Annotated in this window: 27 protein-coding genes; 17 read left to right on the forward strand and 10 right to left on the reverse strand. The window is 58.8% G+C overall.

Annotated features, from left to right (window positions below; translation table 11 throughout):
- The first annotated feature begins 118 nt into the window (after positions 1 to 118).
- Complete coding sequence (locus ACR0DY_RS04560; RefSeq protein WP_480897861.1) at positions 119 to 922, forward strand: DUF6473 family protein; 804 nt, start codon at positions 119 to 121, stop codon at positions 920 to 922.
- A 59-nt stretch (positions 923 to 981) separates the two neighbouring features.
- Here ACR0DY_RS04560 and ACR0DY_RS04565 read toward each other — a convergent pair whose 3' ends face one another.
- The 6 genes from ACR0DY_RS04565 to ACR0DY_RS04590 all read right to left on the reverse strand — a co-directional run bounded on the left by ACR0DY_RS04565 (position 982) and on the right by ACR0DY_RS04590 (position 5,247).
- Positions 982 to 1,911 carry an electron transfer flavoprotein subunit alpha/FixB family protein gene (locus ACR0DY_RS04565; protein WP_480483743.1) on the reverse strand — a complete coding sequence of 310 codons (930 nt, stop codon included), beginning with the start codon at positions 1,909 to 1,911 and terminating at the stop codon, positions 982 to 984.
- Positions 1,911 to 2,669, reverse strand: coding sequence for an electron transfer flavoprotein subunit beta/FixA family protein (locus ACR0DY_RS04570; RefSeq protein ID WP_209506332.1), 759 nt, complete (start codon positions 2,667 to 2,669; stop codon positions 1,911 to 1,913). The genes ACR0DY_RS04565 and ACR0DY_RS04570 overlap by 1 nt, the downstream gene beginning before the upstream one ends.
- Before the next feature lie 199 nt (positions 2,670 to 2,868).
- The gene (locus ACR0DY_RS04575) at positions 2,869 to 3,441 is read right to left on the reverse strand and encodes a cob(I)yrinic acid a,c-diamide adenosyltransferase (RefSeq protein ID WP_480483742.1); all 573 of its coding nucleotides are present in this window, start codon (positions 3,439 to 3,441) and stop codon (positions 2,869 to 2,871) included.
- The gene (locus tag ACR0DY_RS04580; RefSeq protein ID WP_209506337.1) at positions 3,441 to 3,644 is read right to left on the reverse strand and encodes a twin transmembrane helix small protein; all 204 of its coding nucleotides are present in this window, start codon (positions 3,642 to 3,644) and stop codon (positions 3,441 to 3,443) included. Before ACR0DY_RS04580 ends, ACR0DY_RS04575 begins: the two co-directional genes overlap by 1 nt.
- Positions 3,645 to 3,720: 76 nt before the next feature.
- The gene (locus ACR0DY_RS04585) at positions 3,721 to 4,548 is read right to left on the reverse strand and encodes an SDR family NAD(P)-dependent oxidoreductase (RefSeq protein ID WP_480546209.1); all 828 of its coding nucleotides are present in this window, start codon (positions 4,546 to 4,548) and stop codon (positions 3,721 to 3,723) included.
- A 69-nt stretch (positions 4,549 to 4,617) separates the two neighbouring features.
- Entirely contained in the window at positions 4,618 to 5,247 is a 630-nt protein-coding gene (locus ACR0DY_RS04590; protein ID WP_480546210.1) for an SH3 domain-containing protein, read from the reverse strand.
- Positions 5,248 to 5,448: 201 nt separating this feature from the next.
- Between ACR0DY_RS04590 and ACR0DY_RS04595 the strand changes: the two genes are divergently transcribed.
- From ACR0DY_RS04595 to tuf, 3 genes are all read left to right on the forward strand, one after another.
- The gene (locus ACR0DY_RS04595; protein ID WP_480483739.1) at positions 5,449 to 7,797 is read left to right on the forward strand and encodes a DNA topoisomerase IV subunit A; all 2,349 of its coding nucleotides are present in this window, start codon (positions 5,449 to 5,451) and stop codon (positions 7,795 to 7,797) included.
- 96 nt (positions 7,798 to 7,893) lie between these two features.
- Positions 7,894 to 8,463, forward strand: coding sequence for a hypothetical protein (locus ACR0DY_RS04600; protein ID WP_480483738.1), 570 nt, complete (start codon positions 7,894 to 7,896; stop codon positions 8,461 to 8,463).
- 132 nt (positions 8,464 to 8,595) lie between these two features.
- Positions 8,596 to 9,771 carry an elongation factor Tu gene (gene tuf, locus ACR0DY_RS04605; RefSeq protein ID WP_480897864.1) on the forward strand — a complete coding sequence of 392 codons (1,176 nt, stop codon included), beginning with the start codon at positions 8,596 to 8,598 and terminating at the stop codon, positions 9,769 to 9,771.
- A 250-nt stretch (positions 9,772 to 10,021) separates the two neighbouring features.
- Here tuf and rpe read toward each other — a convergent pair whose 3' ends face one another.
- On the reverse strand, positions 10,022 to 10,711 hold the full coding sequence (gene rpe / locus ACR0DY_RS04610; RefSeq protein ID WP_209598264.1) for a ribulose-phosphate 3-epimerase: 690 nt from the start codon (positions 10,709 to 10,711) through the stop codon (positions 10,022 to 10,024).
- A 163-nt stretch (positions 10,712 to 10,874) separates the two neighbouring features.
- Between rpe and phnC the strand changes: the two genes are divergently transcribed.
- The 4 genes from phnC (at position 10,875) to phnE (ACR0DY_RS04630) (ending at position 14,978) form a co-directional block, all read left to right on the forward strand.
- Positions 10,875 to 11,696, forward strand: coding sequence for a phosphonate ABC transporter ATP-binding protein (gene phnC, locus ACR0DY_RS04615; RefSeq protein WP_267365713.1), 822 nt, complete (start codon positions 10,875 to 10,877; stop codon positions 11,694 to 11,696).
- Positions 11,697 to 11,763: 67 nt separating this feature from the next.
- A complete protein-coding gene (gene phnD, locus ACR0DY_RS04620; protein WP_480484070.1) occupies positions 11,764 to 12,666 on the forward strand; it encodes a phosphonate ABC transporter substrate-binding protein in 903 nt (300 codons plus the stop codon).
- A 66-nt stretch (positions 12,667 to 12,732) separates the two neighbouring features.
- On the forward strand, positions 12,733 to 13,614 hold the full coding sequence (gene phnE / locus ACR0DY_RS04625; RefSeq protein WP_480484069.1) for a phosphonate ABC transporter, permease protein PhnE: 882 nt from the start codon (positions 12,733 to 12,735) through the stop codon (positions 13,612 to 13,614).
- Positions 13,611 to 14,978: a phosphonate ABC transporter, permease protein PhnE gene (gene phnE, locus ACR0DY_RS04630; protein ID WP_480897866.1), complete on the forward strand. Its 1,368-nt coding sequence runs from the start codon at positions 13,611 to 13,613 to the stop codon at positions 14,976 to 14,978. Before phnE (ACR0DY_RS04625) ends, phnE (ACR0DY_RS04630) begins: the two co-directional genes overlap by 4 nt.
- A gap of 199 nt (positions 14,979 to 15,177) precedes the next feature.
- Here the strand turns inward: phnE (ACR0DY_RS04630) and phnF are convergent, their stop codons facing one another.
- Positions 15,178 to 15,888 carry a phosphonate metabolism transcriptional regulator PhnF gene (gene phnF / locus ACR0DY_RS04635; RefSeq protein ID WP_480546266.1) on the reverse strand — a complete coding sequence of 237 codons (711 nt, stop codon included), beginning with the start codon at positions 15,886 to 15,888 and terminating at the stop codon, positions 15,178 to 15,180.
- Between the two features lie 103 nt (positions 15,889 to 15,991).
- On the opposite strand from phnF, the gene phnG reads away from it, so the two are divergent.
- The 8 genes from phnG to phnN are packed head-to-tail and all read left to right on the forward strand — an operon-like array spanning position 15,992 to position 21,588.
- Positions 15,992 to 16,450 carry a phosphonate C-P lyase system protein PhnG gene (phnG, locus tag ACR0DY_RS04640; protein WP_480507124.1) on the forward strand — a complete coding sequence of 153 codons (459 nt, stop codon included), beginning with the start codon at positions 15,992 to 15,994 and terminating at the stop codon, positions 16,448 to 16,450.
- The gene (phnH, locus tag ACR0DY_RS04645; RefSeq protein ID WP_480488331.1) at positions 16,450 to 17,025 is read left to right on the forward strand and encodes a phosphonate C-P lyase system protein PhnH; all 576 of its coding nucleotides are present in this window, start codon (positions 16,450 to 16,452) and stop codon (positions 17,023 to 17,025) included. Before phnG ends, phnH begins: the two co-directional genes overlap by 1 nt.
- 3 nt (positions 17,026 to 17,028) lie before the next feature.
- Positions 17,029 to 18,120 (forward strand): carbon-phosphorus lyase complex subunit, encoded by a 1,092-nt coding sequence (locus ACR0DY_RS04650; RefSeq protein ID WP_480538658.1) that lies wholly within the window; start codon positions 17,029 to 17,031, stop codon positions 18,118 to 18,120.
- Positions 18,117 to 18,713 (forward strand): HAD family hydrolase, encoded by a 597-nt coding sequence (locus ACR0DY_RS04655; RefSeq protein WP_480484063.1) that lies wholly within the window; start codon positions 18,117 to 18,119, stop codon positions 18,711 to 18,713. Before ACR0DY_RS04650 ends, ACR0DY_RS04655 begins: the two co-directional genes overlap by 4 nt.
- A complete protein-coding gene (locus ACR0DY_RS04660; RefSeq protein WP_480546268.1) occupies positions 18,710 to 19,570 on the forward strand; it encodes an alpha-D-ribose 1-methylphosphonate 5-phosphate C-P-lyase PhnJ in 861 nt (286 codons plus the stop codon). The genes ACR0DY_RS04655 and ACR0DY_RS04660 overlap by 4 nt, the downstream gene beginning before the upstream one ends.
- Positions 19,567 to 20,337 (forward strand): phosphonate C-P lyase system protein PhnK, encoded by a 771-nt coding sequence (gene phnK / locus ACR0DY_RS04665; RefSeq protein WP_267365779.1) that lies wholly within the window; start codon positions 19,567 to 19,569, stop codon positions 20,335 to 20,337. Before ACR0DY_RS04660 ends, phnK begins: the two co-directional genes overlap by 4 nt.
- A 22-nt stretch (positions 20,338 to 20,359) precedes the next feature.
- The gene (phnL, locus tag ACR0DY_RS04670) at positions 20,360 to 21,043 is read left to right on the forward strand and encodes a phosphonate C-P lyase system protein PhnL (protein WP_480484060.1); all 684 of its coding nucleotides are present in this window, start codon (positions 20,360 to 20,362) and stop codon (positions 21,041 to 21,043) included.
- Positions 21,040 to 21,588, forward strand: a complete 549-nt coding sequence (gene phnN / locus ACR0DY_RS04675) for a phosphonate metabolism protein/1,5-bisphosphokinase (PRPP-forming) PhnN (protein ID WP_480484059.1) — start codon at positions 21,040 to 21,042, stop codon at positions 21,586 to 21,588. Before phnL ends, phnN begins: the two co-directional genes overlap by 4 nt.
- Here phnN and ACR0DY_RS04680 read toward each other — a convergent pair.
- On the reverse strand, positions 21,570 to 22,253 hold the full coding sequence (locus ACR0DY_RS04680) for a DUF1045 domain-containing protein (protein ID WP_209598252.1): 684 nt from the start codon (positions 22,251 to 22,253) through the stop codon (positions 21,570 to 21,572). The genes phnN and ACR0DY_RS04680 overlap by 19 nt on opposite strands.
- A gap of 52 nt (positions 22,254 to 22,305) precedes the next feature.
- Between ACR0DY_RS04680 and ACR0DY_RS04685 the strand changes: the two genes are divergently transcribed.
- Positions 22,306 to 23,448 (forward strand): alpha-D-ribose 1-methylphosphonate 5-triphosphate diphosphatase, encoded by a 1,143-nt coding sequence (locus tag ACR0DY_RS04685; protein ID WP_480897869.1) that lies wholly within the window; start codon positions 22,306 to 22,308, stop codon positions 23,446 to 23,448.
- Here ACR0DY_RS04685 and ACR0DY_RS04690 read toward each other — a convergent pair whose 3' ends face one another.
- On the reverse strand, positions 23,449 to 23,925 hold the full coding sequence (locus ACR0DY_RS04690) for a class I SAM-dependent methyltransferase (protein WP_267365789.1): 477 nt from the start codon (positions 23,923 to 23,925) through the stop codon (positions 23,449 to 23,451).
- Between the last annotated feature and the right edge of the window lie 5 nt (positions 23,926 to 23,930).

Raw genomic sequence — 23,930 nt, forward strand, 5'->3', positions numbered from 1 at the left:
CGGGGCGGGCGGCAAGGGGATCGAACCGGTCAATTTTGCTTCAAATGCGCGCATTAGGAGATTCTCAATACCTAAGGCCGCAAATTGGCAATTGGGTGAAAAATTTGGGGGGCTTGGTATGAGCTTTCATCGTGTAAGCAACGGCACAGAGGCCACGTGCCAATATGCAGGATCAAATCTGTGGTTTCGGTCGCCGCACGGAAATCTTGAGACGCCTTATGTGGCCTGTCTGGGTGGAGAAGAGACGTTTGGCCGGTTCGTGGAATATCCGTACCCGGCATTGCTTGCCAAAAGATTGCCGCAACCTTGTATCAATTTTGGCAGTCTTTTTTGTGGGGCTGATGCGTTGCTTGCTGATCCGGGGGTCTTAAATCTTGTCAACGGATCAGACCTTTGTGTGCTGCAAGTGCTGGACGTGCCGTACCAGTCGAACAGGTTTTATCGCGTGCATTCGCGTCGGAATGATCGGTTTCTTGAACCCTCGTGCGACTTGCAGGGCCTTTATCCTGAGGTCGATTTCACGGAAATCCACTTTGTCAGGCATTTGCTGGAAAGGTTGCGGGCCATAAAGGACGCGCGTTTTGAGGTTGTGGCGCAGGAGTTGCGAGAGACTTGGTTGCGCAACACATCCGAGCTGGTGCGACGGATCAAGCCACGGGTTGTTCTTCTCTGGCTGCACATACAGCGACAGGAGGATCGGCATCGCGACCTTGTCTTGCCCGATGCTGACATGATCGAACAGGTTCGACCGTTGTGTGCCGATGTCGTGGAATGCACGGTCAGTGTGTCCTCCTTGTCAGACGAGATCGAGGACGTGTTGTTCGGGACGCTGCAACAGCCTGTGGCCGAGCATATGCTCGGCCCCTCCGCGCACAGGGAGATTGCTTTGAAGCTTGAGGCGGCTTTGAGAGAATTGAATTAAAAAAGGCCCGCCGGTTGGCGAGCCTTTGGTGATTGTGGGGCTAAGGCCCCGGGCTGCGTTCAGCCGAGCTTTTCGGTCAGTTCCGGGACCGCCTGGAACAGGTCGGCGACCAGTCCGAAGTCGGCGACCTGGAAGATCGGCGCTTCTTCGTCCTTGTTGATCGCAACGATGACCTTTGAATCCTTCATGCCCGCAAGGTGCTGGATTGCGCCCGAGATGCCGACGGCGACATAAAGATCGGGGGCAACAACCTTGCCGGTCTGACCCACTTGCCAGTCGTTCGGGGCATAGCCCGAGTCCACAGCGGCGCGCGATGCGCCAACCGCTGCACCCAGCTTGTCAGCCAGAGCTTCGATCAGCTTGAAGTCGTCTTGCGAGCCGACACCACGGCCGCCCGAGACAACAACGCCTGCCGAGGTCAGTTCCGGACGGTCGCTTGCAGCCACCTTGTCTTCGACCCACGACGACAGGCCGGGATTGTCGCCGACCGAGATGGTCTCGACCGCAGCCGAGCCGCCGGTCCCCGCCGCATCGAAGGACGCTGTGCGGATGGTGACGACCTTCTTGGCGTCGTTCGACTTCACGGTCTGGATCGCGTTGCCCGCATAGATCGGGCGCTCAAACGTCGAGCCATCGACCACGCCCGAGGCATCCGAGATCACCATCACGTCCAGCAGGGCTGCGACGCGCGGCATCACGTTCTTGGCGTCGGTGGTCGCGGGGGCCACGATATGCTCGTACCCATCGGCCAGACCCACGATCAGCGCGGCGGTCGATTCCGCCAGGCGATGACCCAGCGATGCGTCTTCGGCAACCAGCACCTTGGACACGCCGTCGATCTTAGCGGCAGCCTCGCCGGCAGCGGCGGCCGAGCCACCTGCGGCCAGAACGGTCACGTCACCCAGCACCTTGGCAGCGTTTACTGCCTTGGCAGTGGCGTCCAGCGCCAGTTCGCCATTGTTGACTTCGGCAAGCAGAAGTACAGCCATTACACAGCCCCCACTTCTTTGAGTTTCGAAACCAGCTCATCCACCGAGCCAACGATGATACCTGCGGCACGTGCCGGCGGTTCTTCGGTCTTGACGATTTCCAGGCGCGGCGTGACGTCGACGCCGTAATCGGCGGCGGTTTTCTCATCCAGCGGCTTTTTCTTCGCCTTCATGATGTTGGGCAGCGACGCATAGCGCGGCTCGTTCAGGCGCAGGTCAACGGTCACGATGGTCGGCATCTTGACGCTGATGGTCTGCAACCCGCCATCCACCTCGCGGGTGATCTTGGCACTGTCGCCTTCGATATCCAGTTCCGAGGCAAAGGTGCCCTGCGACCAGCCCAACAGGGCCGACAGCATCTGACCGGTGGCGTTCATGTCGTTGTCGATCGCCTGCTTGCCCGCCAGAACGATGCCGGGCTGCTCTTCCTCGACCACCTTGGCCAGGATCTTGGCAACTGCCAGCGGCTCGATATCGGTGTGCACATCATCCGTCGCAACAACAAGGATCGCCCGATCAGCCCCCATGGCCAGAGCGGTCCGCAGCGTCTCTTGCGCCTGCTTCACACCAATCGAAACGGCAACAACTTCGTCTGCCTTACCAGCCTCTTTCAGGCGAATGGCCTCTTCAACCGCAATCTCGTCGAACGGGTTCATCGACATTTTGACATTGGCGAGATCAACACCGCTACCGTCCGCTTTCACGCGGACCTTCACATTGTAGTCAATCACGCGTTTGACAGGTACCAGTACCTTCATTGTAGCGCTTTCTCCTCAAAAAACGGCAAGCCGCGAAGGCGACTCCACCAATGCTCTCGTCGGACTTGATAACGTCTGCTGCACCCGCAAAACAGAGCAAAATCGTCACGTCGTCGCGTCGGGACGTCGCGTTTTGCAGTTTTTTACCTTGAGGCACGCAAGATTGTTGCCCGCATTGCGCTTATTTTCAGGGAAATATTCAGCGGTTTGCGCCGGGAACCCACAGCACGTCGTCCTTGCCATCGTTATTTGCGCACCGGGCCGCGACGAAAAACCAGTCACTTAGCCGGTTGAGATATTTGACGGCCACATCGTTAACCGGTTCCATATTCGTCAACTCGACCGCCAACCGCTCGGCGCGACGCGATACGGTGCGGCACACGTGCAAATGCGCGGCCAGCCGCGAACCGCCCGGCAAGATGAAGCTGCGCAGCGGTTCCAGTGTTTCGTTCATGATGTCAATTTCGGCTTCCAGCCGGTCGATCTGAGCGGATACGATTCGCAGCGGTGGATAGTCCGCTTCGGCATCCTTCTCCATTTCAGGGCGGCAGAAATCCGCGCCAAGATCAAACAGGTCGTTCTGAATCCGCGACAAGGCGGCATCGACTTTGCCTTCGGCCTCGGTACGGGCCACGCCAACAAAAGAATTCAGCTCGTCCACTGTTCCGTAGGCGGCAACGCGGCCCGAATACTTTGCCACACGCTCGCCATTGCCCAGAGCGGTTTTGCCATCGTCGCCGGTGCGCGTGTAGATTTTGTTGAGCACAACCATTACTGTACCCCTTGCCCGCGTAGATAGACGTATAGCACGATCAAAATAACGGCGATGAACTGAAAGAGGATACGCAGGCGCATCATCTTGTTGCTTTTCTTAGCTGCTTCCATGCCGCTTTTGCCGAAATTCGCGATGCCCAGGGCTAACACAACGACAACCGCCGCCATGGCCAGAAGCAGAATGACCATTAAAGGGTCCATTTAAAGTCACCGTCCGGTTTTTTCGATTATCCCCATCTAGCGTCAAGGTGACGAAAAGCGAACGGGAAATAACGTCTCAGATATCCGAAAGGATGCGATCCGTGGCTTTTGTGGGCAGAATCCGGCGCAGAACCCCTGCGACATATGTCGGGGTGGTCACATAGTAGCGTGGTTTGGGGCGGCGCGCCTCGACCGCATGGGCCAGCTTGTCGGTGACAGCAGAGGCGGGCAGTTCGAACCGGTCGGGCGCGCTGTTTTCGTATAGTCGCTTCAGCAGCGAACCTTCGTATTTTTCCCGCAGGGCCGAGTTCTCCCAGTCGATGTATTTTTCGAACACCGGGATTGCCTTTTCCCTGAGCTTTGAGGTGATCGGGCCGGGCTCGATCAAAACGACCTGAATGTTTGTATCCCGCAGCTCCAGCCGCAAGGTGTCGGTCAGCCCTTCGATGGCGTATTTGGTGGCGACATATGCACCGCGCCAGGGGAAGGCGACAAGACCAAGGACCGAGGAACATTGCACGATCCGGCCGTGGCCCTGCTCGCGCATGACGGGAATAACCTGTCTGGTCAGCTCGTGCCATCCAAAGACATTGGTTTCAAAGATATGACGCAGAGCGTCTGTCGGGACGTCTTCAACCGCACCGGGCAGCCCGTGCGCACCGTTGTTGAACAGCGCGTCCAAAGTTCCGCCCGTTGCCTCAAGTACATATGACAATCCCGAGGAAATGCTGTCGCGGTCGGTATAGTCGATTCTTGGGCTTTCAAACCCCTGCGCGCGCAGGCGGTCACAGTCGCGCTGCTGTCGGCAGGATGCAAACACACGCCAGCCTCGCGCACGCATTCCGTGTGCTGCGTCCAGCCCAATGCCCGACGAGCATCCCGTAATAAGAATCGATTTCTGCATGTGCCTTCCGAAGCTGAACCCCGCCAAAAGCTAGGGTGGGGTTTGCGGCAGGGCAATGACGTCCGGGCGTCAGTTTGATGTTTTCCGGACAAGTGATGCTGAAATCCACCCAACCTGTTGCGCGGGCAACACGCGCAGGCGCAGCCAGCCGGTGCCGGAATCGCTCAGGACCTCGACCTGTTGGCCAAGCGCGGCCTTGCCAATGATGGGATAGATCGTGCCGGGGCCATCGCGCAGATTGACCCGGGTGCCCGAAATCTCGCGGATGTCGGTCTGGGCCTCGGCAGGCGTGGGCAGTTCGACTGTGGGCAACTCGGCGTCGGTGACCACCTGCTCCAGTGCGGTCACACCCTGTTCCAGTGATGCCAGGGTCAGGGTCACGCTTTCGTCTTGAAACAGCGAGGGATTGGCTTTCAGGCCAGCCGCGACCTGCGAGAGGAGGGCCTTTGTTTCGGTCTCACCCAATTGGGTTACCGCCTCGGCAACAGGTGGAACCACCAGAGCGGGTTTGACTGCGGCACGGGTGACCAAATCTTCGACAGGTGCAGGCTCAACGACCGGGGCAACCGGTTCTGCCACTACGGCCACGCGTCCCGGTTTGGCAGGGCGCACGCCGCGCGGTTCAAAATCAGGGCCACCGCTCATCACGTAAAAGGTCCAGCCGAGCGCGGCAAAGGTAACAAGTATCAGGCGCGTCATGGCGCATCCCCCAAGGCAATCGTAACATCAACAAAAGGCAGCAAATCAATTGATGAAATCTTAGCATATATTGGGTGACGAGTCGAAAAATGGGGGAAAACAACACGGTGTCTCCCCCTGTTGCAAAAAGCACGACTTTTCCCCAGCAATTTATGTGCTGCTCGCTTTACCAAGGCGCACTTGCGTCGTATCACATCATATATGAACGATACGATCGATGACCCCAACATGCAGGCCCCCACAGGTGGGGGCGAGGTGGCGGAACCGCTGCGCCGCGCGATTGGTGAGCGGTATCTGACTTATGCGCTGTCCACCATCATGCACCGGGCGCTGCCCGATGCGCGGGACGGGTTGAAGCCGGTTCACCGCCGAATCCTCTATGCGATGAGAGAGTTGCGACTCAGTGCAACCGGAGGTTTCCGGAAGTCTGCCAAGATTTCCGGCGACGTGATGGGCAACTATCACCCGCATGGCGACGCCGCGATCTATGACGCGATGGCGCGTCTGGCACAGGATTTCAACGTCCGCTATCCGCTGGTCGACGGGCAGGGGAACTTTGGCAATATCGACGGCGATAACCCGGCAGCCTCGCGCTATACCGAGGCGCGGATGACCATCGTGGCCGAAGCGCTGCTGGAAGGGTTGAACGAAGACGCCGTTGATTTCCGCGACAACTATGATGGCACGCTGACCGAACCGGTCGTGCTGCCCGCACAGTTCCCGAATCTGCTGGCCAATGGTGCAAGTGGTATCGCGGTGGGGATGGCGACGAATATCCCGCCGCACAACATCTCGGAACTCTGCGACGCCTGTCTGCATCTGATCAAGACACCGGACGCGCGCGACGACACGTTGCTGAACTACGTGCCCGGCCCTGACTTCCCGACCGGTGGCGTGATTGTCGAGCCACCCGAGAATATCGCGCAAGCCTATCGCACCGGGCGCGGTTCGTTCCGGCTGCGCTGCAAGTACGAGGTTGAGGATCTGGGGCGCGGCCAATGGCAGATCATCGTCACCGAGATTCCCTATCAGGTTCAGAAGTCCAAGCTGATCGAGAAGATCGCCGAACTGATCCAGACCAAGAAAATCCCGATCCTTGCCGATGTGCGGGACGAATCCGCCGATGACATCCGCCTGATCCTCGAGCCGCGCTCCAAGAATGTGGACCCCGAGGTGCTGATGGGCATGCTTTATCGCAACTCGGACCTCGAGGTGCGGTTCAGCCTGAACATGAACGTACTGATCGACGGGGTGACGCCCAAAGTCTGCTCGATGAAGGAAGTGCTGCGCGCTTTCCTTGATCACCGGCAAGAGGTGCTGATCCGCCGCTCGCGCCACCGCATGGCCAAGATCGACCACCGGCTGGAAGTGTTGGAGGGCTTTATCGTTGCCTTCCTGAACCTCGACCGTGTGATCGACATCATCCGCTATGACGATGACCCCAAGGCCGCGCTGATGCGCGAGGATTGGGGGATCGACCACATCCGCGCCACCAGCGAGGCCGACTATGTCTCACCCAGACCGGGCGAGGGCGAGTTGTCCGAGGTTCAGGTTGACGCGATCCTCAACATGCGCCTGCGCAGCCTGCGCCGTCTGGAAGAGATGGAGCTGGTTCGAGAACGCGATGAGTTGATGCTGGAACGTGCCAACCTCGAAGACCTGCTGGCCGACGAAGGCCTGCAATGGGCCAGGATTGCCGAGCAGTTGAAAGAGACGAAAAAGACCTTCGGCAAAGATTACGAAGGCGGCGCACGCCGCACGCGGTTCGCCGAAGCGGGCGAGGTCGAAGAAGTGCCGCTTGAGGCGATGATCGACCGCGAACCGATCACGGTCGTCTGCTCTCAGATGGGTTGGATTCGCGCCATGACCGGTCATATCGACCTGACCCGTGAATTGAAGTTCAAGGATGGCGACGGGCCGCGCTTTATTTTCCATGCGGAAACGACCGACCGGTTGCTGGTCTTCGCTTCGAACGGGCGGTTCTATACAGTCAGCGCGGCCAACCTGCCCGGCGGGCGGGGTATGGGCGAACCCCTGCGCCTGATGGTCGACTTGCCGAACGAGGCTCGGATCATCGATATCCTGATTCACAAGCCGGGGCGCAAGCTGCTGGTGGCTTCGGATGCGGGCAACGGGTTTATGGTGCCCGAAGATGACGTGCTGGCCCAGACGCGAAACGGCAAGCAGGTGCTGAACGTCAAGGACGACGAAACAGCAGTGATCTGCAAACCGGTCGAGGGCGACCACGTTGCAATCGTGTCGCAGAACGGCAAGTTCCTTGTCTTCCCGACCGAGGAATTGCCCGAAATGACCCGCGGCAAGGGTGTGCGCCTGCAAAAATACAATATGGCACGCGGGCGACAGGGAACGCTGGAGCTGGATGGCGGTCTGTCTGACATCACAACCTTCAACTGGGAGGAAGGCCTGAAATGGTCCATGGGGGGCGACAAGACCCGGCATGAGGCAGATATGTCCCAATGGCTGTCCAAGCGCGCCAGCGTAGGGAAAAAAGCGCCCTATGGTTTCCCGCGGGACTATAAGTTTTCGTGATCCGGCCCCGGTTGCGGTAGAAATCCACCGATACGGCTTGGCACAACCCGTATCGGTGCGCTAGACCAAAGAAAAACAGGCCTATCGAGACGAGATATGTTGCGCATTCTGACCCTGATCACCGGATTGGCCCTGATGGGCGCTTGCACCCAGACACAGGTTTATGAACCGCCCGAGTCACTGGGGGAATTTCGCCTCGTGAAGATAGTTTCGTTTGCAGACAACGCTAAACAGGGGCCGATTTCCAGGGATGCTACTCCGCAAGAATGGACAGACGCTTTGGAGCAAGCCATCGACATTCGATTAGGGCGGTATGAGGGCTCACAGCGTTACATTATTGGTATAAGCCTTGAAGGCTATATGTTGGGGCCGCCGGGTATCGTTGTTTACAATCCAAGAAGTGCAGCGATCGTACTCGTTAATGTTTATGACTACGACACGAAGAAATTCTTGGCTAAGCAAAAACAGTTCACTGTTCTTGAAGATACTACGAAAGAAACAGCCCTTATTGGTTCAGGGCGGGTCAGAACCAAGGAAGAGCAGTTGAGCGGACTATCGTTGAAAGTCGCTGACGAAATCGAAGAATGGCTGGCTGAGGAACACAAAGAGAATGGCTGGTTCGACAAGCGGCCTGACCTGATCGAACTGCCGGATTCCGATAGCTGACGCAAAATCCGGCGGGATAAGCGCATTTCCCTCAGGATGTGCTTGATTTTCCCCTTTGAACCAAATATCTCGCGCGCGCAGATAGTAACCTGGGACCAAGGGTCCCCCAAATCGCAAAAGGGCGCCTGAGGAATGGCAAAGGAAAAGTTTGAGCGTACAAAACCGCACGTCAACATCGGCACGATTGGGCATGTTGACCACGGCAAGACGACGCTGACCGCAGCGATCACCAAGTATTTCGGTGACTTCAAGGCGTATGACCAGATTGACGGCGCGCCGGAAGAGAAAGCCCGCGGCATCACCATCTCGACCGCGCACGTGGAATACGAGACCGACGCGCGCCACTATGCACATGTCGACTGCCCCGGCCACGCCGACTACGTCAAGAACATGATCACCGGTGCCGCTCAGATGGACGGCGCGATCCTGGTTGTGAACGCTGCAGACGGCCCGATGCCGCAGACCCGCGAGCACATCCTGCTGGGCCGCCAGGTTGGCATCCCGAAGATGGTCGTGTTCATGAACAAAGTTGACCAGGTTGACGACGAAGAGCTGCTGGAACTGGTGGAAATGGAAATCCGCGAGCTGCTGTCTTCGTATGAATACCCCGGCGACGATATTCCGATCATCGCAGGTTCGGCTCTGGCCGCGATGGAAGGCCGTGACCCTGAAATCGGCGAGAACAAGATCCGCGAGCTGATGGCGGCTGTTGATGACTACATCGACACCCCTGAGCGTGCTGTTGACCAGCCGTTCCTGATGCCGATCGAAGACGTGTTCTCGATCTCGGGCCGTGGTACCGTTGTGACCGGCCGTGTCGAGCGTGGCGTGATCAACGTTGGCGACGAGATCGAAATCGTCGGCATCCGTGACACCGCGAAAACCACCTGCACCGGCGTTGAAATGTTCCGCAAGCTGCTGGACCGCGGTGAAGCGGGCGACAACATCGGCGCCCTGCTGCGTGGTGTGGACCGTGACGGCGTTGAGCGTGGCCAGGTTCTGTGTAAGCCGGGTTCGGTGACACCGCACACCAAGTTCGAAGCCGAAGCCTACATCCTGACCAAGGAAGAAGGCGGCCGTCACACGCCGTTCTTCGCGAACTACCGTCCTCAGTTCTACTTCCGGACCACTGACGTGACCGGCACCGTGACCCTGGCGGAAGGCACCGAGATGGTCATGCCCGGCGACAACGTGTCGTTCGGCGTTGAACTGATCGCACCGATCGCGATGGAGCAGGGCCTGCGCTTCGCCATCCGCGAAGGCGGCCGCACCGTCGGCGCCGGCGTCGTGTCGAAGATCGTAGAATAATCCGTAGGCCAGGCTTCAGCCCGGCACATCGGTGAACAAACGAAGGCCGCTCCATAAAGGGGCGGCCTTTTTTGTAAGTTATTGTATCGAAGGCCTTCGACCGACTCGTAGGCCGGGCTTCAGCCCGGCGCGTCTGTGACCCTAATGAAGGCCGCAACAAGAACATCAAGGCGGGGTGTGTCCCGCCCGATGAGTTCAACGAAATTCAGTTTTGCGGATAAAGCCAACTATGCAGTCGCGAGTTGGCAGATCAGCCCAACCCGCCTTCAGCTGCGGCCCGTACGGCCCGAATATTCTCGCCGTAAACCTCGGGCCGATCAACTGATCCGCCTTTGAACACGGCAGACCCGGCCACCAGCACATCAGCCCCCGCTGCGGCAACAAGGGGCGCTGTCTGGGGATCAACACCGCCGTCGATCTCGATATGCACGGGGCGGTCACCAATCATCTGGCGCAATTTGCGGATCTTGCCAGTCATGTCGATGAACTTCTGGCCGCCAAAGCCGGGGTTCACGGTCATGACGCAGACCAGATCGGTGAGGTCCAGCAGATGTTCGACCGCCTCAGCCGGGGTGCCCGGGTTCAGGGCCACGCCTGCCTTCATGCCCGCGGCGCGGATCGCCTGCAGCGTGCGGTGGGTGTGGGCCCCTGCCTCGACATGCGCGGTCAGAATGTCGGCGCCTGCATCAGCGTAGGCCTGGATGTATGGATCGACCGGCGTGATCATCAGGTGCACGTCCATGACCGTCTTTACATGCGGGCGGAACGCTTTGACGGCTGGCGGGCCAAAGGTCAGGTTCGGGACGAAATGGCCATCCATTACGTCAACATGGACCCAATCCGCGCCCTGCGCTTCGATGGCCTGAATTTCTTGCCCGAAATTGGCAAAGTCGGCGGACAGAATGGACGGCGCGATCTTGATGGTGCGGTCAAAGCTCATATTGGCCTCGTATCAGCTGAAGAGTCGCGGATGCGTATACCCGTGAGGCGGGGCGATGGATACCCCCCGCACGTGTCGTGCCGTTACAAAACTTTCACTACGCTGACACATATCCGTTGAACGGCATCTGTAGCAGTCCGCCAACATGAATTGGGGGTGGCACGTGCTGCGTATCAAGAAACTGACCAAACGCTTTGGTGACAATGTTGCCGTGAATGCCGCGACGCTGGATGTGGACAAGCCATGCATGATCGGGATCATCGGACGGTCGGGCGCGGGCAAGTCCACCCTGCTGCGGATGATTAACCGCCTGACGGATGCCAGCGAAGGTGAAATCCTGTTTGAAGGCCGGGACATCACCCAACTGAAAGGCCGTGACAAACGCGCCTGGCAGGCCGATTGTGCGATGATTTTCCAACAGTTCAACCTGGTGCCGCGCATGGATGTGGTTTCGAACGTGCTGCATGGCACGCTCAACCGTCATTCGACGCTGGCCGCTATGTTCAACCTGTTCCCGATGGATGAAATTCACCGTGCCATCGACATCCTGGACCGGTTGGGGATTGCGGAACACGCTCCGAAACGGGCCGAGGCCTTGTCGGGCGGCCAGCAACAGCGCGTGGCGATTGCGCGGGCTCTGATGCAGGACCCGAGGATTATTCTGGCGGATGAACCAATTGCCTCGCTGGACCCGATGAACGCACAGGTGGTGATGCAGGCGCTGCGCCGCATCCACGAAGAAGATGGCCGCACTGTCATCGCCAACCTGCACACACTGGACACTGCACGTCGCTATTGCGACCGCGTGGTTGGTATGCGCGACGGGCGCATCGTGTTCGATGGGCTGCCCGAGCAACTGACCACGGGCGTTGCTCGCGAGATCTATGGTGCCGATGCCAGCTTTTCGGAAGAAGCGACATCAACGGAAATCGAAACGCTCGACGCCACGCGAAAGGCGCTGATGGAAGCAGAAGCAACCATTTGAGCCGTCCCAACCCCTTTCATCGCCCGGCCCGATGAGAGGCCGGGGTTATCAAACTGGAGAGAGACAGATGAAAAAACTGATTGCTGCCTTGGTCGCAACCACAACACTGGCCGCACCGGTCATGGCTGAAGAAATCAGCGAGTTTCGTATCGGCATTCTGGGTGGCGAGAACGCTCAGGACCGGATGAGCAAAAACGAGTGTCTGCGCGAATACACCGAAGAACTTTTGGGCGTTCCGACCAAATTGTTTGCCCCTGCCGACTATAACGGAGTGATACAGGGGCTGCTGGGCGGCACGATTGATGTCGCCTGGCTGGGTGCGTCGGGCTATGCCAAAACCTATCTGAGCGACCCCGAAGCGGTTGAGCCGGTACTGGTCAAGGTGAACACCGATGGCGGTTACGGCTATTACTCGGTTGGTTTTGCACGCAAGGACAGCGGCATCACCTCGCTTGAGGACATGAAGGGCAAGGTTTTTGGCTTTGGTGACCCGAATTCGACCTCGGGTTATCTGATCCCGTCGATCGAGATTCCCCAGGCCACCGGAGCAACCATGGAATCGGGTGACTATTTTGCTGAGGTGAAATTCACCGGCGGTCACGAGCAGACAATTGTCGCGGTGAACAACGGTGACGTTGATGGCGGTGTGACCTGGGCTGATGGTCTTGGCGAGTGGGAAGACGGCTATCAGTCGGGCGCGCTGCGCCGTGCTGTGGATGCTGGTCTGGTCGACATGAACGATCTGGTCGAGATCTGGAAATCGGCACCGATCCCGGAAGGTCCGGTTGTACTGCGCAAGGCTCTGCCCGAGGATGTCAAGGCTCAGGTTACCGAATTGTGGAACACGCTGGATGAAAAAGACCGCGAATGTTTCTATGGTGTGGCTGCGGGTGAAGCCAAGAGCTTTGATCCTATCAAGCATGAGGCCTACGAGGTCATCATCGAAGCGCGCAAGCTGAAGTCCAACTAAAACTGCATATCCAATGATCGGGGTCTGGTGATGTACCGGACCCCGTTTTCCCTTCAGGAGCATTCCATGACAGACCTTACCGCAGGGTCCTTATCCGTCGATCAGATCCGCAACGACTATACAGCGATGACACGACGCAAGCGGGTCTATGGCGGCATTCTCCTGATCCTGTTCCTGTCGTTGATGGCAGCAGGGTTTCGCACAGCCGACAACCGGAATGCCGGCAGCTTTGTCGATGGCTGGCACCGTATTCTTGACTACCCCACAGAGGTTCTGTCCGAGGCGGGGGAAAAGATTGCCGAAATGCCAGCCAATCTGGTCTCGTTCTTCCCGGCTCTGGTCGAGACAATCAACATCGCGGCCGCAGCGACGCTTGTCGGCACAATTGTCGGGACGATTTTCGCCCTGATGTCGACACGCGGCATGGCGCTGTGGCCGTCAATGATCCCGCTGTTTCGCCGAATATCAGACATCTGCCGCGCCATTCCCGAGATTGTAATTGCTTTGGTTCTGATCTTCATTCTGGGCGGTGGCCCGGTTCCCGCGATGATCGCCATCGCGATTCACACTGCTGGCGCATTGGGCAAACTGTTTTCGGAGGTGAACGAGAACGCCTCGCTGAAACCGGTGGACGGGCTGCATTCCGTCGGTGCCAACTGGTCACAGCGGATGTATCTGGGGGTGATCCCGCAGGTCGGGCCAAACTATGTCAGCTACGCGCTGCTGCGGTTCGAAATCAACATCCGTGCCTCGGCCATTCTTGGATTTGTTGGGGCGGGCGGTTTGGGTTACGAGCTGCGCAATGCCATGTCCTGGGGGCAGGGGCGTTATGACGAAGCCGCAGCCATCTTCATTCTTCTGTTCGTTACAATCGTGGTCGTCGACCAGCTGTCAGGCTACCTGCGCGACCGCCTGACCCACGGCTCGGAAAAAGGAGCTTTGGCATGAGCACCTTCGCAACCAATCTGACTGTTGATGACCTCAAAGCCGAAACAGATCGCTTGTTCAACCGCAAGAGGTTGGTGAACTTCGGGTTGCCTGCTCTGGTTTTCGTCTATCTGGTCTATGTCTTCTTTGCTTTTGACGTGTCGGGCCTTGTGGGGCGCGCAAACTGGGCAAATGGCAAGACGCTGGTGGCTGACAGCTATAGCTACAAAACGCATATCGCCCGGGATAATCGCACCGGTGAAGTCTCTGCCGCCATCGAGGGTGAGCGCAAGGGGGCATATCCTGAAGGGCAGGCCCCCGAGTGGGTGGCACTGGGCGAGACAACTGTGATCGACCTTGAAAAGGGCCATGTCGTGCGTTTCGGTGCGCAGACGGTGGAATATGACATTCCCGGCTATGGCACCATTCGCGCAACACCCACGCGTTCGGCCGGTGTACAGGCGGAGTTGCCGGAGGGTGAGGTTCCGGAGTGGATCAACGTTTCTAAAAACCGGCTGTCTGTGACCACGGACGCAGGTCGTTTGACTGTCACCCGCAACCGGTCCGAGGTGTTTCGCTATTTCACAGGTTGGGAATTGTTCTGGTTCACGCTGGACAGCCCTTATTTCGGCAAGTCCTTCCCGGAACTGGCCGGACTGGCGGCGTCGGGCGAGGCGGGTGCGATCTTTAATGATTTCTGGACCAACAAGATGTGGCGCCATCAGGATGTGGCGTGGGCCATCTTCGAGACGATGCTGATGGCATTTCTGGGCACGTTTGGCGCGGCGATTGTGGCCCTGCCATTGGCCTTCCTTGCGACGCGCAATTTCAACCGGATGACATCCATCCGCTTTGCGATACGGCGTGTATTCGATTTTGTGCGCGGCGTAGACGCGTTGATCTGGACTGTGGTTCTGGCCCGCGCCTTTGGCCCCGGCCCGTTGACCGGTGGGCTTGCCATTCTGGTGACGGACACCGGGACATTCGGCAAGATATTCTCGGAAGCGTTGGAAAACGTGGATCAGAAGCAGATCGAAGGTGTGCAGTCCACGGGTGCGAACGCCCCGCAACGGTATCGGTTCGGCGTTATCCCTCAGGTCACGCCTGTTTTGCTGAGCCAGCTTTTGTACTTTCTCGAATCCAACACCCGCAGTGCGACGGTGATCGGTGCAATCACGGGGGGCGGTATTGGCTTGCTGCTGACGCAAGCAATCATCACGCAGAAAGACTGGGAAGAGGTCGCCTACTACATCATCCTGATCATTCTGATGGTGATGCTGATGGATTGGTTTTCGGGCTGGCTGCGCCGCCGTCTGATCCAGGGCGAGTCGGGTAAAAAGCCCAGGCCGCGCACACCCGATCCCAAACCGTTCCTGTTGCCCTGAACCGGGATTGGAAGGACAAGAAAACAGCGCGGTTCAGTGCGGCGCAACCGTTTGAAAAAGTGTCACAGAGCTTTTGCACGACCGTTCATCCGATTGCCGGATAACGTCGGCCCAAAGGCAGTTTATCCGGATTTCGCGCCACGCCCAACGGGATGAGACCTCCGGCAGGAGGTCGAGATCGAGCGGCAGGGATAGTGGTTTACTCTTCGTTCAGCGTCAGCGTGACACGCTCACCAGCAAAGACGGTTCGGCCATATTCGACGGGTGCGCCGTCCGGGTCCGCGTTGACACCGACCGAAAACAGCACCGGAGCACCTTCGGTCAGTTGCAGATGAAGGGCTTGCGTTGCTGTCGCGCCGCGCGCGGTCAATCGGGTCGAGATGCGGGTGTAGTCCGCGATGCCGCTGCGTTGCAGGGCTTTTGTTACTGACTGGGTCTCGGTCAGCGCCTGTAACAGGTTTGGAAAGCGTTCTGCCGGGAAGACGCTTTGAAAAACGGCTATGGGCTGCCCATCCGCCAGCGATAACCCGTCATAGACATGCACCGGGTCCCCTTTGCTCAGACCCAGTGCTTCGGCCTCGGCTTCATCTGCCGCACGTGTGGTCAGGGCCAGGATTTTCTTTCCCGGTATCTTGCCGCTGGCCGAGACGTTCTTGTGATATCGAACCCTTTTGCCAATCGGATAGTCGGTTGGCCGCGCCGCCACAAAAACGCCCGCACCGCGCCGGGCATGAACCAGACCTTGTTCCGACATGTCAGCCAACGCGCGCCGCACTGTGTGGCGGTTGACACCGTATTGGGCGGCCAGCTGCGCTTCGGTCGGCAGGCGGTCACTGGTTTGATACCGCCCTTCGGCAATGTCCGAGGTCAGGCGCAGGGCAATGCTTTTCCAGATCGGCGTTTTGCTCATGTCACCAAATCTTCACACAGTTGGAGATTGCGTGTTGCGCACACGCAGGTTAATATTTGTCTAGTTGTATAGTTCATATAGACAACCCGGCCAAGAGGCTTTGATGACAGATCAGACAGAAATCGCGAACGGGGCGCGCAGGGATTGGATGGGATTGCTGGCCCGTGCACCTGACGACACCCTGATGACCTTGTGGGACGGGATTGAGACCCGCCCGAGCTTTGACTGGCTGCGCCGCCCCGAGGTCGGGAGCGTGATGGTGCGTGGTCGCACCGGCGGCACCGGAGCGCCGTTCAACCTGGGTGAAATGACGGTCACGCGCTGTTCTGTGGTGTTGCAGGATGGAACTGTTGGTCACGGTTATGTTCAGGGTAGATCGAAACCCAAGGCCGAAGCCGCAGCATTGATTGATGCGATGATGCAGACCGGGGCAGCGGATGAGGTGCAGGCGCGGCTGCTCGACCCGCTTCAGCAGCAAATGCAGGCGGTCAAAAGCACTCGCGCGGCCAAGGCAGCGGCCACCAAGGTTGAGTTTTTCACGCTTGTTCGGGGGGAAGATTGATGGCCGCGCAAACACAGTTTTCCGGGGGCTTTGAAAACGCACCTGTCGATGCTGCACATGCGTTCCGCGCTGCGATGACCGTCATGGCATGCCCGGGCGACATACGTGTGCTATCGGGCGGCGAACCTCCAGCGCCCCTGTCCGTGGCGGCCGGTACACTGCTGCTGACGCTGTGCGACCCCGAGACCAGGGTTCACCTGGCCGGAGGCACCGATACCGCCGCAATCCGCAATTGGCTGACATTCCACACGGGCGCCCCGCTCGTATCCGCAGCAAAGGCTGATTTTGCCGTTGGCACGTGGGAGGCATTGGGACCGCTTAACGCCTATCGCATCGGAACGCCGGAATACCCGGATCGTTCTGCGACCCTGATTGTGGAATGCGACCGGCTAGAGCAGAGCGGTGCCGTTCTGAGCGGCCCCGGCATCAAAAAGACCGCGCGCCTGTCTCTGCCGGATATTCCGGCGCTTCAGGGGAACGCGATGCTCTACCCTCTGGGGTGCGATTTCTTCTTTACCTGCGGCAACAGGGTTGCGGCCCTGCCACGCAGCACGCAGATCACGTCGGAGGCGTAAGCGATGTATGTTGCTGTCAAAGGGGGTGAAAAAGCCATCGAGAACGCCCACGCCTGGCTGGCCGAAGAACGCCGGGGCGCGACCGATGTGGCAGAACTGAGCCTTGCACAGATCCGCGAACAGCTAAGCCTTGCAGTGAACCGGGTCATGGCGGAAGGCTCGCTATATGACCCCGACCTGGCTGCGCTGGCGATAAAGCAGGCGCGGGGCGATCTGATTGAGGCGATCTTTCTGATCCGCGCCTATCGCACCACGCTGCCGCGTTTTGGCCATTCCAATCCGGTCGAAACAGGTGAGATGGCCTGCGACCGTCGGATTTCGGCCACGTTCAAAGATGCACCCGGTGGGCAGGTTCTGGGGCCGACGTTCGACTATACCCATCGTTTGCTGGATTTCAAACTGGCCGCGGATGGTGATGTCCCGAAAGTTCCGGAAGGTTCAGCGCGGCAGGAACCGACGCCGCATATCACTGAATTCCTGAAAGACGAGGGCCTCATTCAGGACGAGCCGACAAGTGATGACAACCCCGGCGACCTGACGCGCGAACCGATGGAATTCCCCGCCAATCGCCCGTTGCGCCTGCAATCGCTGACACGCGGGGATGAGGGTTTCGTGCTGGGCATGGCTTATTCCACCCAGCGCGGTTACGCACGCAACCACGCGTTTGTGGGTGAATTGCGGATCGGCAAGGTTGCTGTTGAAATGGACATCCCCGAGTTGGGTTTTGCCATAGATATCGGCGAGGTCGAACTGACCGAGTGTGAGACGGTGAACCAGTTCAAGGGTTCAAAAACCGAGCCGCCTCAGTTCACGCGCGGTTATGGTCTGGTCTTTGGTCAATCCGAACGAAAAGCCATCGCGATGGCCTTGGTTGATCGCGCGCTGCGGTGGAAGGAACTGGGCGAAGACAATCTGGGCGCGCCTGCGCAGGATGAAGAATTTGTTCTGAGCCACGCGGACAACATTCAGGCGACCGGTTTTCTCGAACACATCAAGCTGCCGCATTACGTGGATTTCCAGTCCGAGCTTGAACTGGTCCGCAAACTGCGCCGCGAGGCTGACGCGCGGATCACGTCAAAGGAGGCTGCGGAATGAAGGCTGTCGTTTTTGATATCGGCAACGTTTTGATCCAGTGGGATCCGCATTTGGCATGGCTGGATGAGATGGGTAGCCGCGAGGCGGTGGCAGAGTTTCTCACTCGTATCGATTTCCCCGAACGTAATCTGCGGGCCGATGGCGGTGAGGATTTCGCTGATCTGGCTGCTGAACTGGAAGATGCTGACGACCAGCGACGTCTGAGTTCTTATGTTGAGCGCTATGCCATGACCGTCCCACACAAGATCGAGGGAACTTGGCGATTGCTCCATCGTTTGAAAGAACAGGGCACCCCGGTTCATGCGATCACCAACTGGTCAGCGGAAACATGGCCCGTTGGTGTTGGTGTGCATCCTGAGCTGGGCGAGGTCTTTGGCGTGACCGTAGTGTCAGGTCAGGAAAAGCTTTTGAAACCGCAGCCCGAGATTTTCCGTCGGATGTGCGACCGGGCCGATCTTTCCCCTCAGAACTGTATCTTTGTCGATGATAGCCCAAGAAACGTGGATGGAGCCCGCGCCGTTGGCATGGACGCCATACATTTTACCAGCCCTCAGGCCTTTGAAGTAGCCTTAACTGCGCGGGGACTGCTATGAGCGCGTACAACTTTGCATATTTGGACGAACAAACCAAACGGATGATCCGCAGGGCCATCCTGAAGGGCCTGGCTATTCCAGGGTATCAGGTGCCCTTTGCCAGCCGTGAAATGCCGATGCCTTATGGCTGGGGCACCGGAGGGGTGCAGGTCTCGGCCGCGACGCTGACGCCTGAGGATACGCTCAAGGTCATCGATCAGGGTGCGGATGACACGACCAACGCAGTGTCGATCCGCAAGTTCTTTGAAAAGACCGCAGGTGTGGAGACGACCGAGGAAACCGAGAAGGCGACGGTGATCCAGACCCGCCACCGCATCCCCGAGGCGAAGCTGCGCGAAGATCAGATTATCGTTTATCAGGTGCCGATTCCGGAACCTCTGCGCTTCCTCGAGCCGCGTGAGACCGAGACACGCAAGATGCACAGCCTTGAAGAATATGGGCTGATGCATGTGAAGCTATATGAGGATATCAGCCAGCACGGGGCGATCTCGACCGCTTACGCCTATCCGGTGAAAGTGTCTGGCCGCTATGTGATGGACCCGTCCCCGATCCCGAAATTCGACAACCCGAAGCTTGAAATGGATGCAATCCAGCTGTTCGGTGCCGGGCGCGAGCAGCGCATCTACGCAGTGCCGCCACATACCAGGGTCGTGAGCCTCGATTTCGAGGATTACCCGTTCGAGGCCACCAAGGCCGATCATCCCTGTGACCTGTGCGGGGCCGAGGACAGCTATCTGGATGAAGTCATTTTGGATGATGCGGGCAACCGAATGTTTGTCTGTTCGGACACTGATTATTGCCGGTCGCGCCGCGCGGCCGGCCATGTGGGCCGCTTGGCCGAGGAGAACGCAGCATGACCCCCCTGTTGCAGGTCAACGGCATCGAAAAGCTCTATGGTGCGCGGATCGGATGCACGGATGTAACTTTTGATCTCTACCCCGGTGAGGTGATGGGAATTGTCGGCGAAAGTGGCTCGGGCAAGTCGACCCTGCTGAATTGTTTGGCGGGTCATCTGGTGCCCGATGCGGGGCAGGTGATCTTTGACACGCGCGCGAACGGGCCGGTGGATACGGTGACCATGTCGGAGCCCGAACGCCGGATGTTGAGCCGTACCGACTGGGCCTTTGTGCATCAGCATGCACGTGACGGCCTGCGGATGTCAGTTAGTGCCGGAGGCAATATTGGTGAACGGCTGATGGCCGTGGGCGAGCGCCACTATGGTGACATCCGAGACAAGGCCATTGACTGGCTGGGCCGGGTCGAGATCGAGGCGGCGCGCGTTGATGACCGGCCCACCGCGTTTTCGGGCGGGATGCAGCAACGTTTGCAGATCGCCCGCAATCTGGTGACTGGCCCGCGACTGGTGTTCATGGACGAACCGACCGGGGGGCTGGATGTCTCGGTTCAGGCGCGATTACTGGACCTCTTGCGCGGCTTGGTGCGTGAAATGGGGCTGAGCGCGATCATCGTGACCCATGATCTTGCTGTGGTGCGCCTGTTGGCCGACCGGTTGATGGTGATGAAGGATGGTCATGTGGTTGAGGCCGGGCTGACCGATCAGGTGCTGGATGATCCCCAACACGCCTATACGCAACTGCTAGTGTCCAGCGTTCTGCAGGTTTGAGTATTTGGGAAAAGGTGAAGCAATGATTGAACTGATCAATGTGAGCAAAAGCTTTACCCTGCACAATCAGGGCGGTGCTGTTATCCCGGTGATGGAAGGCGCGTCGTTGAGGGTTGAACCGGGTGAGTGCGTTGCTTTGACCGGGGCGTCTGGTGCGGGCAAGTCCACGCTGATGCGCGTGATTTATGGCAACTACCTGGTGGCCTCTGGTCAGGTGCTGGTTGGAGGTCTGGACGTGGCAAAAGCCGAGCCGCGCCAGATCTTGACCCTCCGCCGGGAAACGCTGGGCTATGTCAGTCAATTCCTGCGGGTCGTGCCGCGGGTGCCGACACTGGACGTTGTGGCAGAGCCTTTGCTGGCCGTGGGTTGCGACAGAATTGAGGCGCTGGAGAAATCCGCCGAGTTACTGAAGCGGCTGAACATTCCTGAGCGCTTGTGGACCCTGAGCCCCACAACCTTTTCGGGCGGCGAACAGCAGCGGGTGAACATTGCGCGTGGCTTTGCGCATGACTACCCGGCGATGTTGCTGGACGAACCGACGGCAAGTCTGGATGTGCAGAACCGCGAAACCGTGTTGTCGCTGATTGAAGAGGCAAAAGGACGTGGCGCGGCGATTGTCGGGATATTCCACGACCTCGATGCCCGTGAGCGCGTCTGTGACCGCGAAGTCAATGTCGCTGACTTCACGCCGGGACTGGCGGCATGACACTTGCCCCTGTCATAGCGATTGTTGGCCCCTCGGGCGTTGGCAAAGACAGCGTCATGGAAGCGTTGGAGGCACAGGTGCCTGGCGTCCGGCGGGTGCGAAGGGTGATCACCCGCCCCGCAGGCGAAGAAGGCGAGGATTTTGACCGGGTTTCGGTTGCAGAATTCCAGCAGATGGAACAGGCAGGCGCTTTTGCCCTCAGCTGGCCTGCGCACGGACTGTTCTACGGTATCCCGGACGAGATTTTGCGACAGCGTCAGGGGGCGATTGCGGTTCTGGTCAATCTTTCCCGCGGGATTCTTTTGCAGGCGCAGAAGGTGTTTGGAGATCTGATTGTGATCTCTCTGACGGCAGATGTCGGAGTTTTGGCGCGGCGCCTGTCCGCTCGGGGACGGGAAAGCGCAGACGAGCAGGCGCGGCGGTTGTGTCGCGCCAAAGTGGCGTTGCCGGATGGTCTGAACCGGGTCATCCAAATTGACAATTCCGGCGCGCTGGAAGACACGGTTGCCGAAATCCTGCGCCGCCTTCAACCGGAAAGCGCGTAGCGATGGATCAGGTGAAACCGCCCTTCTTCCGCCTCGCCCATCAGGGCAAGATCAGTGATCTGGAAAGGTTGCGGCAGCAAGGGGCTCAGATGGGTGTGCAGTGCTTCTTGGGTTGCCCTGAGGGTTGGTTTGTCCAGTTTACCGCTGAGCGTGATGTGAAATCGAAACGCGTCCAGCACGTGGGGATAGCCCCATTGGGTCAGATTAGCGTCCTGCTCGGGGGTCAGTCCCGCGGCGCGGCGGCGCGTCAGTTCGGCCTGAGTGGCAGGTGCGCGAAACCGGTCGAGATCGCGAACACAGGCCGCGGCCAACGCATTCAGCGCCTGCGTTTCACCCAGCGGGCACAGGGCCAGAAAACGTCCAAGACGGGTAATTTCCAGACCGTCGAGTGTGATGGGCTGCCGAGTTGCAGCCAGCGCAATGCACGCCTGATGCAATGCGTCAAAGGTCAGGCCGTCGCGCAACCGGAACGGCGGTTTCAGGGTCGCGTGCAGCCCGTATTTGCGCGGCACCTCAGTGATGGTCGCTATGTCGATGCCACCCATGATCGGATGCGCGACCTGCGTTCCCTTTGCCATGTCCCAGCCCAGCCAGCTGGTTGCAAATTCCGTCCAGGCCACCCCGGCGGGTGGCGCAAAATAGATCGCGTATCGCGTGAATGTCACATTGGCCTCCTATTAAGTGGCCTTCCAATACCTCAGATTGCGTAAAGTTCAGATGACAGAAGACTTGATCCTTGCCAATGCCACGCTTGTGTTGCCGAATGAAACCGTGATCGGTTGTGTTCGAATAGCAGGTGACACTATCATCGAAATCGACACCGGGCGTGCAGTTCCCGCTGGTGCGATAGATTGCGAAGGCGACTATGTCAGCCCCGGTCTTGTCGAGTTGCACACGGATAATCTTGAACGCCATATTCAGCCGCGCCCCAACGTGCATTGGCCCCATGCTGCCGCCATTCTGGCCCATGACGCGGAACTGGCCAGCGTGGGGATCACAAGTGTGTTCGATGCGATGCGGGTAGGTTCAATCCCCTCCGGTGCAGGACGGTACGGAAAATATGCCCGCGGCCTGTCGCGGGAGTTGTGGGATCTGCGCGAGCAGGATGCGCTCAAGATCAGCCATTTCCTGCATTTGCGGGCAGAGGTGTGTTCCGAGACACTGATCGAAGAACTGGACGAGTTTGGACCCGAGGACAGGGTTGGCCTTGTGTCCATCATGGATCACACCCCCGGCCAGCGTCAGTTTCGCGACATGGGCAAGCTGGAATCCTTTCTGAAGGGCAAATATGCCATGGACGATGATACGTTCTTTCAGCATGTGGCTCAGCTGAAAAGCCTACGGGATCGCAACGGTGATGTGCACGAGGTCGAAACCGTCAAGGCCGCGCGCCGATTTGGGGCCGTGCTTGCCAGTCATGACGATACGACCGAAGATCAGGTGAAGATCTCGGCAGGTCACGGCATTCGGCTGGCTGAGTTCCCCACAACGGTGGAAGCTGCGCGAGCGTGTCATGATCACGGTATCAAGGTCATGATGGGCGCGCCAAACGTTGTTCGCGGTGGCTCTCATTCCGGTAATGTTGCGGCCAGCGAATTGGCCGAGCTTGGGCACCTGGACGTGATGTCCTCGGATTACGTGCCGTCGGCCTTGTTATTGTCTGCGGTCATGCTGGGTGAAATGTGGGGCGATATGGCGCGTGGAATGAAGACCGTCACATTGGCCCCGGCGCAGGCCGCCGGGCTTGAGGATCGTGGCGAGTTGCGCGCCAATGCCCGCGCCGATGTTATCCGTTTCCGGATGCGCGCAGGTGTGCCAGCCCTCAACTCGGTTTGGGCGCGAGGTCGCCGTGTGGCGTAATCAGGCCGTATAGAACAGGTAACGGTCCGGTGCGATCGTCTCGGGCCCTTTGATCTGGTTGAAGCCGACAAGGGGCTGGCCGGATATCAACAACCCTCCGGGCCGCATGACCTGCGCGATCAACGGGCTGAGGCGTGCGGCCTCGGCCACATCTTCGTGTTTGATGCCACGTCCGAAATCATAATGCGCCAACGCGATCTTGTGCCCCTCGGCCATCAGTTTCCGCAGCATGGGTTCAGCTTCGCCTTGCAGGAAATCTTCGGCTGGTGGGGTGCTGTCAGGGTGGCATTGCAGCACACGATCCATCACCCAGATCCGTCGGTTCGGCAGGATCTCTCGCAGGTGGTCATAGGTGCGGCCATTGCCTAGCCCCATATCCAGCACATCGCCAGTTTGGTCACTGATCTGTTCGGCTGCCCAGTTCAGCCCGTCACGTTGGGCCGTCAGTCGGCGCAGCATGGAATCCAGTCGGCTCATGACGA

This window comes from Ruegeria sp. O6 (assembly GCF_056535045.1).